Here is a 13,362-nt window from a genome sequence, read left to right as displayed (position 1 = left end):
TGGCACCGATGACCTGGAGCCTGGAGATCCACCACATCGATCTGGTCGGATCGGGCGACTCGACCCTGATCGTCGCCCGCAACGACGGTGCCGGCGGGCACGCCGCGCAGATCCGGACCATGCTGATCGACGGCGGCCGGCTCGGCCACGCCACGCGGATAGACGCCTACCTGACCGCCGCCGTGCCCGAGTTCGCGGCCGGCACCGATGATCTCGACGTGATGGTGGTGACCCACTACGACGCGGACCACATGGGCGGTGTCAGGGGGCTGCTGGCGCGGCGCAACACGCAGCTCTACGACAACGTGCTCATCTTCGACCAGGGCGAGCCGGCCAACGCCGACGAGGATCCCTACCTGTTGTATGTCAACGCGATCGCGAGGCAGGCGGGCCGTACCCGGGTGACCCGCAACGTGGCCAGCGACACGACACCGGTGCACAAGCAGCGTGCGGCGCAGTGGTTGTTCGCCGGGCCGGTGCCCGGCGTGCGGACCCCACCGGTCATGTTCGGCGGGGGCGTGCCGGTCCCGTTGGGGGGGAACGCGGCGATCGCGCCGCCACCAGCCCTGGTCGCGCCGGGCGGAGCCGTGATCGCTCCGTTCACCCTCGCGAACTGGTGGCACCCGTACTGGCTGGTCGGCCGGGAGATCCTCTGGACCGATGCGGCCGGCGAGCCGCTCAACTCGCCCACGCCGGCCGCGCCGCCACCGACCATCACCTGCCTCGCGGCGAACCGGTTCGTCCGCAACGGCGCGGCGACCGCCACCTACCGCAGCGGCGGCATGCTCACCCCGCCCGAGCAGGCCAAGAACGAGAAGAGCCTCGCCTTCGAGGTGCGGTTCGGCAACTTCCGGTACTACATCGGCGGGGACATCGAGTCGATGCAGGAGCAGAACGTCTCGGCGTACCTCAACCCGGCGGACTCGGTTGCCCAGCGGGTGCACATCGTCAAGGCCAGCCATCACGGGGCCAACACCGCGACCAGCCGCGCCTTCGTGGACCGGATGCGACCGGAGGTCGTGATGATCTCCTGCGGCACCAGGAACCAGTTCTCCCACCCGGCCGACCGGACCGTCGGCATCCTGGAGGGGTACGCCGGGGCCACCCCGGCGCCGCCGGCACCTGCGCCGCCCGGGCGGGCGGTGCCGAGCTACCTGACCGGCTACCAGGTCCCGGGCACGCTCCTGGTGCCGCCGCAGTCACGCGGCGGGCCGACCTCGCACACCGCAGGCAGACCGGTCCCGCCAGTCCGGGGCAACCTCCGGGTCGACGTCTCCCAGGCGCAGGCCGACCGGGATGCCCGAGGGCTGTGGGCCGTCACGTTGGCGGAAACGATCCTCGCCACGGCGAACGCGACCGGGCTCGCTGTGCCTGCGCCGCTGGTGCCCAACGCGATACACCGGCTGGTCGCCACCGGCCCGCGCGCAGCCCTGGTCACCACCGTCATCACCGGCGTGCTCGGTGGTCTCGGCGCCGCGGGGGCCGCCGCCCCGGCCGTGGCCGCCGGTACCGCCGTCGCCACGCTGGCCGGCGGCATGGCCGCGGTCCTTCCGGCGGTCTACGCCGCGGCCACCGGTGCCGGCGCCGCCGCGGCCTCCGCCGCGGTCGCCGCCGCGGCCGGCGGGCTCGTCTGTGACCTGGCGTTGGCCGCCGCGGCGATGGCACCGGCCCTGGCCCAGACCGCCACCCAGGCGGCGGCGACCCTGGCCGGCGTCGCGGGCGGGCCCGCCGCCGCCGCCGGTGCCGCCGCCAACGCGGCGGTGGTCGCGGCGGCGCCAGGCGGTGGCCGATTCACGGTCACCTTCTACGACCGCAATGCGATGGGCGGGCCCGGCCAACGAGTCATCACCCACCACTGAGGGGCTACAGATGGACATCACCAGCCTTTCGCTGGCCGAGCTGAAGACCCGGCTCGAATCCCAGGTCGACCAGGGCAAGCTGGCCCTCGCGCCGGACCTGTTGGGTGATCCGACACTGGCCGGCTTCCTGGCCGGCCTGCCCGGTGGGCGGGCCGTGCTCACCGGGCCACGGTTCGACCTGGCGGACACGGCCTGGCCGCAGCGCCTGACCGTCACCGGCCAGGTCGGAACCGCCTGGCCGGTGAGCGCCTTCGCCGCAGACGCCTTCCAGGTCGGCCCGTTCGTGCTGACCGTCACCCGGGCCGCCGCCGGCCGCCCGGCGCAGGTCGGCGTCACCGTCGACGCCACCCTGCGGGTCGGCGCGCTGGCGCTGCCGGTCACCGGCTCGCTCACCCCGGACGGCGCGCTCGCCAGTACGCTCCGAGCCGGCGACCACCCGCCGCAGGATCTCGCCGACCTGCTCACCCTGGTCAGCGGGTCGGCCGGCACCACCGGCCTGCCATCGGGCACCCCGTTCGCCACCGGCCTCACGATCAACGACCTCGCACTGCGCACCCGGCTCGGCGAGGCCCCGCTGACCTCGCTCGTGCTGACCCTGGACAGCGCGGTCGACTGGCCGGTGGTCGCCAACCGGTTCGTGTTGCGGTCCATCGGCGTGACCCTGGTCGCCACCCACACCGCCGTCCCGAACAGCTTCTCCCAGGTCGGGTTCGGCGCATCGCTGCACGCCACCCTGCTCATCGGCCGCGAGTTCACGGTCAGCCTGGGCTTCGGCTCCGGCGGCCCGTGGGAACTCGACATCGTCCCGGCCGACGGCGTCCTGCCGAGCCTGGCCGACCTCGCCGGGCTGATCGGCGGGCAGAGCCTGCAGGACTCGGTGCGCACCGGCCTGGCCGCCGTCGGTCTCGGCGAGATCGGCATCGACGGGGTTCAGATCGGCTTCGACCCGCACGCCGGGGCCCTGCGGCACATCGCGGTCGCCGGTCACCTCGTGCTGGCCGGGGTCCGGTTCGACCTGACCGCCCGGCTACCCGGATTCCAGTTCGGCGGGCACCTCGGCGACGGCGAGACGATCGGGCTCAAGCGGCTGTTCGAGCACTTCTTCGGCACCGCCGAAGGATTCCCGGACGTGGTGGTCACCGAACTCGGCCTCACCGCGTACCCGCAGGAGGGCTCGTACGAGCTGGAGCTGACCGTGGAGGACGACGAGTTCGTCCTCGGGCCGGTCGCCTTCCAGCAGCTCAGCGCCACCATCGCCAAGGACGCCAGCGGGTACACCGGGTCGATCAGGGCCGGCCTCACGCTCGGTGGCGCGCAACTGTTGATCGAGGCTAGCCGGCCGGACAGCGGGGGTGTCTGGGTCTTCACCGGCACCACCGGGCCGGGGCAGCAGCTTCGGGTGTCGGACCTGCACGCCGATCTGGGCACCACATTCGACGCCTTCACCCTGCCCGCCGCCGTGCGGGACCTGCTGATCGACGAGCTGCTGATCCGCTTCGACACCCGGGGCAACTTCACCTTCACCTGTCACACCCGGTTCCCGGTCAGCGACACCGGCAACCTCGACCTGACCCTGGTCATCGACGTGGCCGCCCGGGACGGCGGTCCGTCGGAGATCCGGTCCCGGGCCACGGCGGTGATCGGGGATCTGCACTTCGAGGTCGACTTCGCCCGCACTGAGGGTGCGCTGTCCCTGCTGGCCGCGTACACCGCGCAGCCGAAACGGACCGCCCAGAAGATCGCCACCCTGCTCGCGCCGGTCCTCGACGCCTGTCCGGCCCTCGCCCCGCTGATACCGGACAGCCTGGAGATCGAGCTGAAGGACGCGTTCGTCTTTCTGGACCAGGCCCGCCCGGCGACCGGGGGCAGCCCCGCGCGGCCGGGCAGGGTGCTGTTCGGCCTGGACCTCGGCGCGTCGCTCGACCTCGCGCAACTGCCGCTGGTCGGCCGCGAACTGCCCGACGGCCAACGGGCCGGAGTGGACGACCTTCAGATCATCGTCGCCGCCACGGCGTTCACCGCTGCCGACGTGGCCGCGGTCAACGCCCTGCTACCGGCAGGGATCACCCGGCTGCCCGGTACCGCCGGCGACGGGTCGGCCCTGCCCGCCGGGATCACCCTCGGCGCGAAGCTCACCCTCGGCGGCGACCCGTACCCACTCGCCCTGCCGGTGTCACCGGCGCCAGGCGGCAACCCGCCGGCCGCCCCGCCCGCGCCGGTCGGCGGCCAGCCCGTGGTGACCGCCGGCAACACGCAGTGGCTCACCCTCCAGCGCACCTTCGGGCCGCTGCACCTCAACCGGGTGGGTTTCCAGTACGAACGCCAGAAGCTCTGGTTCCTGCTCGACGCGAGCATCTCCCTGGGCGGCCTGACCTTCACCCTGGACGGATTGGCGGTCGGCTCGCCGCTGAACGACTTCGCGCCCGAGTTCGACCTGCACGGGCTCGGGCTGGACTACCGCAACGGCCCGCTCGCGGTCAGCGCCGGCCTGCTCCGCGTCCCGCTCACCGGTGCCGACGGCCAGCCGTACGACGAGTACGAGGGCTCGGCCCTGCTGACCATCCGAGAGCTGACCGTCTCCGCGCTCGGCGCGTACGCCTACGTCGGCGGCTATCCCTCGCTGTTCGTGTACGCCTTCCTGGACTACCCGATCGGCGGCCCGGCCTTCTTCCAGGTCACCGGAATCGCCGCCGGATTCGGCTACAACCGCCGGCTACGCGTCCCGGCGATCGACCAGATCGCCCAGTTCCCACTGGTCAGCAAGGTGATGTCGGACAGCTCCGGCCCGGCGCCGGCTACGGACCCGATCACCGAGTTGAGCACCCTGCGCCCGTACCTCACCCCGTCCGAGGGCGACCAGTTCCTCGCGGTCGGGATCAGGTTCACCTCGTTCAAGCAGATCGACTCGTTCGCGCTGCTCACCCTCATGTTCGGCCAGCGCTTCGAGATCGACATCCTCGGCCTGTCGACCATGAAGGTGCCGGCCGCGCCGGACGTGCCGCCGATCGCCGAGATCCAGATGGCGGTCAAGGCCAGCTTCGTCCCGGACGAGGGCTTTCTCGGCGTGGCCGCCCAGCTCACCTCGGCCTCCTACCTGTTCTCCCGCGACTGCCATCTCAGCGGCGGCTTCGCCTTCTACAGCTGGTTCAGCGGCACGCACGGCGGCGACTTCGTGGTGACCGTCGGCGGCTACCGCCCCGGCTTCGTCCCACCGGCCCACTATCCGGTGGTGCCCCGGCTGGGCTTCAACTGGCAGATCGACAGTGCGGTGTCGGTCAAGGGGGACGCCTACTTCGCGCTCACCCCGTCGGTGCTGATGGCCGGCGGGCACCTGGCGGCCACCTGGAACAGCGGCAACCTCAGCGCGTGGTTCACCGCCGGGGTCGACTTCCTGATCGGCTGGCAGCCGTACCACTACGAGGCGAGCCTGTACGTCGGCATCGGGGTGCGGTACACGTACCACTTCTTCGGCACCCACACCCTCTCCGTCGACGTCGGCGCCGACCTCTCCATCTGGGGGCCGGAATTCTCCGGCCGGGCCCGGGTGCACCTGTCCGTCATCAGCTTCGAGGTCTCGTTCGGCGCCGGCGCCAACCAACGCCCGGCACCGATCGACTGGCCGGCGTTCCAGGCCGCGTTCCTGCCCGCCGACTCCGCCGAGCAGCCGATCTGCACCCTCGCGGTGCGGGACGGGCTGGTCCGCGCCGGGGACGGAGACGTCGACTGGGTGCTCAGCCCGCGCAAGTTCACCCTGGTCACCGATTCCGTGGTGCCGGCCAAGACGTACGACGTCGGGGCCGGTCGGATCGACGGCGCGGTACCGGCCGCCACCTTCGGAATCGCGCCGATGGACGTACCCGCGACCCAGTTCGGCTCGACCCACGCCGTCACCATCACCCGGGACGGCAGCACCGACGTGACGAACCTGTTCGCCTTCGAGCCCGTGTCCAAGCGGGTTCCCCGCGCGCTGTGGGGGGAGTCGGTCACCACCCGGGCCGACCCCGACCCGCTGATCGCGGACAGCCTCGCCGGCTTCGCGATCACGCCGATCGCCCCGGTGCTACCCGCCGTGGACCCGCCGCAGAGCATCCCGGACAGCCAGGCCGGATACAGCATGGAACAGATCGACCAGGCCTTCGACCTGGTGGACGAGAAGGTCTTCCGTCCCGCCACGGAACAGGGCCGGGACGCCGTCGACCGCGCACTCGGCAGCACCAAACGCGACACCCTGCTGGCCGACCTCGGCGTCGACGAGCAGATCACGGTCGGCGGCCGTACCGCCGCTGCGTTCCTCGTCGTGCCGCTGGTCGGCAAACTGATCGGGCAGTGAAGGGAAACGGCATGACCAACGAGACCCGCTTCGTCTCCACCCACCGGCCCGCGCCGCAACTGCGCGACGGCACCTACACCGTGACGGTCCGGCAGGACCTGACCATCCGTGGCAAGGCCAGAGGGGTGCGGGCCGTCAGCAGACGGTTCGTCGTCGCGGGCGACCACCGGGCCCTGGCCCCGGAGGACGTGGTGTCGGTCTTCCCACCGGAGGGCAGCCTGGGCGACCACGCGAACGTGCTGCCGCACGTGCTGCTGGGCCGGGGCACGCTGCCCTGGGAACAGACCGGCGGCGACGACACCTCCGATCTGCCCTGGCTGGCGCTGCTGCTTTTCGACGAGGACGACCAGGTCGACACGAGGGTGCTCACCCTGGCCGAGATCGCCGCGCTGCCCGGGTTCGGCGACGAACCGTCAATGGTCGGGCAGCGCGACGACGACCGTGCGGTGGTGCTCGGCGTGCCGCGCGACCGGCTGGCGGAACTGATCCCGACCGCCGCCGAACTGTCCCTGCTCACCCATGTACGGCAGAAGGTGGTGGCCGGCCGTGCCGACGGTGCCGAGTTGGCGGCGGTGCTGAGCGCCCGGTTGCCGAGGGCGGGACGGACCAGCACCGCGCATCTCGTATCGGTGGCCGGCCGCTACCGCGACGGCGCGTTCGACCCCGGCACCGGTGACGTGGTCCACCTGATCTCCTTGAAGAGCTGGCGGTTCGCCTGCGTCCAGGACGGCCCCGGCTTCGCCGGCATCGCCGAGTCGCTGGACCGCACCCCGGCCACGGTGAGCCTGCCCGCCCGTGGGCGGCCCTCCGTCGATCCGTACCTCACCCGGGGATTCGTCCCGCTCCCGCACCGCCTGCGCCAGGCCGAGCGCACCGTCTCCTGGTACCACGGGCCGCTCAGCCCGCAGCGCTCCGCCGGCCCCGGCCCGACCGACCTGCTGCCGGTCCGGGCCGCCGACGCGCTGCTGCGGGTCGACCCGGACAACGGCATGATCGACGTTTCGTACGCCTCGGCGTGGCAGCTCGGACGGCTGCTCGCGCTGCGCAGCAAGCGGTTCTCGACCGCGTACGGGAACTGGCGGCAGGCCCGGCGGCGGGCGCACCACGCCGACGGGCAGGTCACCCCGGTACCCGTGCTGCGCGCCATCGGCGCCGCCGACCCGACCCCGCCCGAGGTCGTCGGCGCCTGGCTCGCCGACCTCAACCGCCTCACCGACGTACCGTTCAACTATCTGGTACCCGATGAGCGGATGCTGCCGGCGGAGTCGTTGCGCTTCTTCCACCTCGACCCTTGGTGGATCAGGTGCCTGCTCGACGGCGCGCTCAGCCTCGGCCGGGTCACCGAGGGGGATGTCGCCTACGACCGGGAACACCTCGCCGACCTGGGCGCTCAGCGCTATCCGATGGTCAGCGGCTTTCTGATCCGCTCCGCACTGGTCTCCGGCTTCTCCGGCATGCTGATCGACGGGTACGACGTGCCGGTGCCGGAGAACGGCGACCTGACCGGCCTGACCCCGATGACCGCGTTGCCTGCCCGGCGGTTGAGCGAGAACGTGCTGCTCTGCCTGTTCGTGGGGGACGCCAGCACGCTGCACCTGCACCTGCGACCGGAGACCCTGCACTTCGGCGTCGACCACGACCCGCACGCCCCGACCGGCTGGCGCAAGCTGCTGCGCGACGACGCGGGCAAGCTGAAGAAGGGACGTGACGTCCCGGTGCGGTGGCGTCGGATCACCCGCGCCGGGACCGCCCGGCCAGTCGAGCAGGTCGTGGACGTGGCCGCGCTGGCCGGTGACATCGGTAGCCCGGTGACCCCGGCCCGGTTCGCCAAGGAGATGATCGAGGGTGTCCCGAGCGTGCTGTTCCGCCGCTCCTGAATGGCCCGGCTCCACGGCGTGGCCTGCTGACGGCGGTGGCGGTAGACGGCGGGGCGCCGGCCCCGGCGGTCGTCGGTTCTTCCGCCCGCCGGGCGGCGCTCAGGGCCGGGCCAGCAGCTCGCCGTGCAGGATCGAGAGCCAGCCGTCCGGCTCGGCGGCCCAGGCCCGCCAGCCGGCCGCGATCCGCGCCAGCGCTTCCGGGGCGACTCCCGCGGCGAGGGCCTGGTGCGCCAGCGCCGAGTCGACCACCCGCTCCGCCCACAGGTCCCCCCACCAGGCCCGGTCCTGCGGGGTCGCGAAACACCACGTGCTCGACGTCGCCGTGACATCGGTCAGCCCGGCGGCGTGCGCCCAGGAGAGCAGCCGCCGTCCGGCGTCCGGCTCGCCACCGTTGGCCCGGGCCAGCCGTTGGTAGAGCGCCAGCCACTCGTCGAGTTCGGGCCGGCGCGGATGCCAGGTGAACGCCCCGTAGTCGCTGTCGCGTACCGCGATGTGCCCGCCCGGCCGGCAGACCCGGCGCAGCTCGCCCAGCGCCCGGACCGGATCACCGACGTGCTGCAGCACCTGGTGGGCGTGCACGATGTCGAAGGAGTCGTTCGGGAAGGGGAGCGCGTGCACGTCGCCGACCGCGAAGTCGACGTTTCCCTGCCGCCGGGCCCCGATCTCGGCCCGGGCCAGCTCCAGCGCCCCGGTAGTGATCTCGACGGCGGTGACCCGCCCGGTCCCGTCCGGGGCGGCCACCAGGGCCGCCAGGTCGGCGGTGATGGTGCCCGGCCCGCAGCCGACATCCAGCACGGTCAGCCCGGGCCGCAGGACCGGCAGGAGATGGCCGGCCGAGTTGGCGGCGGTGCGCCAGCGGTGTGAGCGCAGCACCGACTCGTGGTGTCCGTGGGTGTAGACGGCGGAGGCCATGTCCCACACTTTAGTAGCAATTTCCTGACAGGTGGAAGACGCCCTCGGCTCGGGTTGCTGCTGTCGGACCGGCCGCGGACGAGCCACGCTCCGCGGTACATATCCCCGGCAACATGCGGCTCGCCCGAAACAGCCGCCCTTGCCCGGCTGGGCCGGCCCCACCCCTGACCGGACGGCATGCGCTCCGGCTGCGGCGAGTTACGCGGTCAGGTCGCGGCCGGCGACGGTCCGGCGGGACTGCCGAGGAGCTGCATGATGCCGGTCATGTCGAGGACCCGGCGGACCTGTCCGGCGGCGTTGACCAGGATGAGGTCCACGCCCCTGTCGGCCGCGTGGTGGTGCGCGCCGACCAGAGTGCTGAGCACGATGGAGTCGATGAAGGTCACCCGCTCCAGGTCCACCTCGACCGCCCTGGCCTGGGAGATCGTCTCGTGCAGCAGACCGTCGAGTCGATCGGCTCCCGACATGTCGATCTCACCGAACAGCGTCAGGACCCGGCGGCGGGTGCTGGCGTCGACGCGCCAGTGCCAGGTCTGCTCCGGGGGCGTCGTCACCGTTCCTCACCCACGGTCGATCCGGTGGGGAGCCGCGCCGTCACCGAGGCGCTGGTTCCCTGGCCGGCGGTGACGATCGTCAGTTTCCCGGTGAGCTGCTGGGCCAGCCACAGGCCCCGGTGGCCTACCTCCCCCGGCGCAGGTAGGGCGATGGCCACCTCATCCAGGCCGGGCCCGTGATCGCTGACTTCGCAGGTGAGCATGTCGTGGTGCCGCGACAGCCGCACCTCACCGCTGCCCCCGCCGTGGCGCACCGCGTTGGTGACCAACTCGTGTACCGCCAAGACGAAGTCCTCCAACCCGTGGCCCACCAGACCTGCCGAGTGAGCCGCCGCGGCCACCGCGTGTCGCAACCCGGTCACCCTTGCAGCGGTCACCGATTCCGACAACAACGTCACTTCGCCTTCGATACGAGAGGCGTCCCTTCCCGTACCGGCGTCGTCCGTCCCGCCGCTGCCCATGGTCGGACGCTACACGCGCCGCCGACCAGCCGCTTTCGGGCACGGCCGGCCGCTCGAACGGCGGTGGCTGGCCACCGGCCCTGTCTTGCGGCACCCGCGGCCCGCCGACGACTTCACGCGAGAGCGAGGCGGTCAGTCGTGTTGCCTCGTCCCACGGTGCTTTCGCGTCTCGTTCTGCCGCAGGGCTTCCTCGAGTTGGTCTTCGAGGATGATGATCCGACAGGCGGCCTCCAGGGCGGTGCCCTGATCGACCATCTCGCGGGCCCGGGCGGCCAGGCGTAGCTGGTACCGGGAGTATCGGCGGTGCCCGCCTGCGGAGCGGTGCGGGGCGATCAGTTTCGCCTCGTCCAATCGGCGCAGGAAGTCCTGTGAGGCGCCGAGCATTTCCGCGGCCCGACCAATGGTGTAGGCGGGGTAGTCCTCGTCGCCGAACATGTCATCGGGGTCTTGCCCCATGCCACCTCCACGTCGAGGGCCCCGGCGCTCACGCGCCGGGGCCCAGGGTTACGGGTCAGAACACCATCTGCCGACATGACCGTCGGCTCGTCGTATCCGCACCAGCCGCAAGTGAGGGCTTTGGGTGCGAGGATCGCATAAGCGTGACCGGAGACCACCTCTCTTCGATGGAAACTGCGGTGTCCGCCCGGCCTGGGTTGACGGCCGGCGGCGGGCGATCCAACGGTGTACGGCCCTCCCTTTCCTCTGTTCCTCTTCCCTTGCTGACGTGCGGTCCGCCGGTGTCGGAGCCCACGCGACTTCTGGCCCCGTACACGTGCGGCGAACATCAGCTGGAGCCCTGAGACTGCCTGGCCCCACCTGCGGTGCCCCGTCGCAATCACGTCAGGGCTGGCCTGCTTCTATCGCCGTTCGTGAGGAACGATGAAACCGCTCCGTTCCTCGCTGCCCGTCGTGACCCCACGGCCGGGCGGTCCGTCTGCGTCTTTGGTGACTCTCTGCTCTCGACGGGAGTAAGAGTAACCCGCGCCATCAAGAATATCTAGTTGGTTCGGCATAGGTTTTCTGCCCGGCCGTCGGCAGGCTCGGCGGGCCAGGCAGGGGCGTCGGGGAAGGCGGGCGGTCGGCGCGGTCGACGGACGGCGGGTCAGCATCTCGTGACGGAGAGTGCGCAGAATGGGGGTACCCCCACCCGCACGCTCCGCCGGGTCGCCCCGCGAGCCCGGTCCGTCGACGCGGCCAGTGCCATCGGCGATCGACCGGAACTCAACGACTCCTCTGGTCGGCCAAGGCAATTCTCGATCTGCACGGCACGGCCCGTACGAGATGCTCGCCGAGTCGAAGTACGAGGACATGTGGCAGTAGGCCCCCGGTGAGCTATGGCCTCATCACGACTCCGCGACTCGTAGGCCCCGGGAATCTGCCGGCGTTCGGCCGCCGTACCGGCTTCGCCTGGCGTCGGTGCAGCAGCAGCGGCCGGCGGACTTCGCGGATTCCGATGTGCGGATCATCCACTTCGGGTATCGCCGGCTGGGTGGTTGAGCGGCGGAGAGGGCCGGGTCAGGGACTGGGAGCGTGGCAACCGGGGCGCGGCGTCCCCGCGTGTCCGGGTGAGGCGCCCGATAGCGGTGGCGGCTGAGGTCGGGGGCCCCGGGCGCGGGGAGGGGCGGAGCCGACGGTGCCGGGCCGCCGGCCCAGGTCAGTTCCCAGAGGAACCGAGCTGTCGTGCCTCGGCGATGGCCGCCTCGACGGACTGGCGGGTGACGCCGGTGCGTTGGACGACCAGTGTCAGGACCTGCCTGATGCTCTCCAGGGCCGACAGAATCGGACCGGGTTGCCCGCCCTGGAGCACCATGGTGGCGAGTTGCCGGGTCTCGCCGAGCTGGCCGATGGTCCTGGTCGTGGTGTCGCGGACACCGTCGACGGCGTTCCGCACGGGGGTGAGCCCGGTGATCGTCTCCTCAGGGGTGGCCCGGTGGGGGACCGCCGCCGTGGTCTTCGTCGCCTCGCCCAGGGACGTGGCCAGCCCGTTCAGGACACCCTGGGTTTCCGAGACCGCGGCCTGCACCCGGCTCATGCCGGCCGCGACGGCGGCGAAGCCGGCGGCGGCGGCACGCAGGGCCACCTCCTGCGCCTGCTTGTGGGCGGCGGCGGCCAGCCCCTGTGCACGCTCGACGCCGGTGGTCAGTGCCCGCAGCTCACCGGTGATCTTTTCGACGTGCGACACGGCGGACTTCTCTCGATCGAGGCGGCGAAGAGGTCGGTGCATCGACCGTACCGATCAGCCGCCGCCCCCGCTATCCGCCGGAGGCCCCCCGGGGTGTCCGCTGCCGCATCTGTGACCATCCGTGGCGGCTGCGCGGCCCGGAGGCGGGGACACCCCAGAGCAACCAGGATGCGGCGGACCAGGTGGAGGCGGACTCGCCGACACGGCGGCCATCCTGGCCTCCACGGCGCATGGGAGCAGTTCGGCCGGACGGCGGGCGGGGGCCGGGACCCGGGCGCTGACCTGCGGCGCGGCGCATCCCGGTACCGCCGGTGCTTCCGCCGATCGCCGCTCACGCTGGCATACTCGCCAGCCATGGTGCTGTCACGTGGCTGGGCCCTCTTCCTTGTCGGGGTCGGCGTCTGGACCTGGGTGATCTGGCCCCGGTTCGCCGTTGCCATCTGGAACGACCCGCGGTCCTGGGCGGGCGGAACGCTGGGCGAGGGGGCACCGACCGGCTTCCTGTGGGTGCACGCACTGCTGATCGCGGCGTCACTGGCGATCGGCACCACTGTGGGCGTCTTGGGCGTACGGGCCTGGCGAGCGACCCGCCGCCCGTCCAACCGTCCCTGAACTGCCCGTATTCTTGATCGCAAATGGTGTGACGCGGGCCGCTGCGCGGCGATTTGACGATCAAACTCCGGACGCGTAACTTTCTCTCTGCCAGCGCGGAACGGACGAAACAGGGCGAAAGACCTGGAGGCCGGAGCGCAGGAGAGGACAAGCCGGCGCTGAGGGATCATGGTCCCCGGAGCCGGACCGGACGGGGCCAGCGATTCGCCGCGAGGCGGATTTGGAACGGCGGAACCGACCGGGTAAGGTCGAAGATCGGCAGGGAACTGGGCGGACGTGAGAGATCACGATGGCCAGCCTGCCAAATCCGATGATCACGAACAGCGGTTCGCTGCTGCGCGGGAACATCCGGTGCGATACCCGTACGAAGCACGACAGACCGGGATACACGGTTTGACACGGCAGAGACGGTGAGGTAACGTAGTAAAAGTGCCCGGCGCGAGAGCGGCGGGTGTGGGTACGGAAAAGCCCCGGACGGGGCCCTCCTGGTGGGGGTGTCGGATGGTGTGTGGTTGTTCTTTGAGAACTCAACAGGGTGCTTGATAAGCCAGTGCCAATATGATTTATACCCGGGC

General features: G+C 71.6%; 9 protein-coding genes. 4 read left to right on the top strand and 5 right to left on the bottom strand.

Going from position 1 to position 13,362, the window contains the following annotated elements; genetic code table 11:
• Positions 1-8: 8 nt before the first annotated feature.
• Genes ACFYZF_RS28680 through ACFYZF_RS28670 form a run of 3 tightly spaced genes read left to right on the top strand, consistent with a single transcriptional unit; the run spans position 9 to position 8,066 of the window.
• A complete protein-coding gene (locus tag ACFYZF_RS28680) occupies positions 9-1,859 on the top strand; it encodes a ComEC/Rec2 family competence protein (RefSeq protein WP_387025985.1) in 1,851 nt (616 codons plus the stop codon).
• A gap of 10 nt (positions 1,860-1,869) precedes the next feature.
• The gene (locus ACFYZF_RS28675) at positions 1,870-6,189 is read left to right on the top strand and encodes a DUF6603 domain-containing protein (protein WP_387025983.1); all 4,320 of its coding nucleotides are present in this window, start codon (positions 1,870-1,872) and stop codon (positions 6,187-6,189) included.
• Between the two features lie 11 nt (positions 6,190-6,200).
• A complete protein-coding gene (locus ACFYZF_RS28670) occupies positions 6,201-8,066 on the top strand; it encodes a hypothetical protein (RefSeq protein WP_387025981.1) in 1,866 nt (621 codons plus the stop codon).
• 99 nt (positions 8,067-8,165) lie between these two features.
• Here the strand turns inward: ACFYZF_RS28670 and ACFYZF_RS28665 are convergent, their stop codons facing one another.
• The 5 genes from ACFYZF_RS28665 to ACFYZF_RS28645 form a co-directional block, all read right to left on the bottom strand.
• Positions 8,166-8,978: a methyltransferase domain-containing protein gene (locus tag ACFYZF_RS28665; RefSeq protein WP_387025979.1), complete on the bottom strand. Its 813-nt coding sequence runs from the start codon at positions 8,976-8,978 to the stop codon at positions 8,166-8,168.
• A 206-nt stretch (positions 8,979-9,184) separates the two neighbouring features.
• Positions 9,185-9,532, bottom strand: a complete 348-nt coding sequence (locus ACFYZF_RS28660) for an STAS domain-containing protein (protein WP_387025977.1) — start codon at positions 9,530-9,532, stop codon at positions 9,185-9,187.
• Positions 9,529-9,993: an ATP-binding protein gene (locus ACFYZF_RS28655; RefSeq protein ID WP_387025975.1), complete on the bottom strand. Its 465-nt coding sequence runs from the start codon at positions 9,991-9,993 to the stop codon at positions 9,529-9,531. Before ACFYZF_RS28655 ends, ACFYZF_RS28660 begins: the two co-directional genes overlap by 4 nt.
• 132 nt (positions 9,994-10,125) lie before the next feature.
• A complete protein-coding gene (locus ACFYZF_RS28650; protein ID WP_387025973.1) occupies positions 10,126-10,449 on the bottom strand; it encodes a MerR family transcriptional regulator in 324 nt (107 codons plus the stop codon).
• Positions 10,450-11,647: 1,198 nt separating this feature from the next.
• Positions 11,648-12,175 (bottom strand): DUF6244 family protein, encoded by a 528-nt coding sequence (locus ACFYZF_RS28645; RefSeq protein ID WP_387025971.1) that lies wholly within the window; start codon positions 12,173-12,175, stop codon positions 11,648-11,650.
• A 354-nt stretch (positions 12,176-12,529) separates the two neighbouring features.
• On the opposite strand from ACFYZF_RS28645, the gene ACFYZF_RS28640 reads away from it, so the two are divergent.
• On the top strand, positions 12,530-12,787 hold the full coding sequence (locus ACFYZF_RS28640; RefSeq protein WP_387025969.1) for an SCO4848 family membrane protein: 258 nt from the start codon (positions 12,530-12,532) through the stop codon (positions 12,785-12,787).
• Positions 12,788-13,362: the final 575 nt, after the last annotated feature.

The organism is Micromonospora sp. NPDC001898, from assembly GCF_042891255.1.
Lineage (GTDB): Bacteria > Actinomycetota > Actinomycetes > Mycobacteriales > Micromonosporaceae > Micromonospora.
The sequence above is the reverse complement of the archived record's forward strand: the minus strand, read 5'-3'. Positions and strand labels throughout refer to the sequence as shown.

Coding starts and splice junctions, on each gene's coding strand:
- ACFYZF_RS28675 (WP_387025983.1), top strand. CDS start 1,870: ATGGACATCACCAGCCTTTCGCTGGCCGAGCTGAAGACCCGGCTCGAA.
- ACFYZF_RS28670 (WP_387025981.1), top strand. CDS start 6,201: ATGACCAACGAGACCCGCTTCGTCTCCACCCACCGGCCCGCGCCGCAA.
- ACFYZF_RS28655 (WP_387025975.1), bottom strand. CDS start 9,993: ATGGGCAGCGGCGGGACGGACGACGCCGGTACGGGAAGGGACGCCTCT.
- ACFYZF_RS28680 (WP_387025985.1), top strand. CDS start 9: ATGACCTGGAGCCTGGAGATCCACCACATCGATCTGGTCGGATCGGGC.
- ACFYZF_RS28665 (WP_387025979.1), bottom strand. CDS start 8,978: ATGGCCTCCGCCGTCTACACCCACGGACACCACGAGTCGGTGCTGCGC.
- ACFYZF_RS28650 (WP_387025973.1), bottom strand. CDS start 10,449: ATGGGGCAAGACCCCGATGACATGTTCGGCGACGAGGACTACCCCGCC.
- ACFYZF_RS28640 (WP_387025969.1), top strand. CDS start 12,530: ATGGTGCTGTCACGTGGCTGGGCCCTCTTCCTTGTCGGGGTCGGCGTC.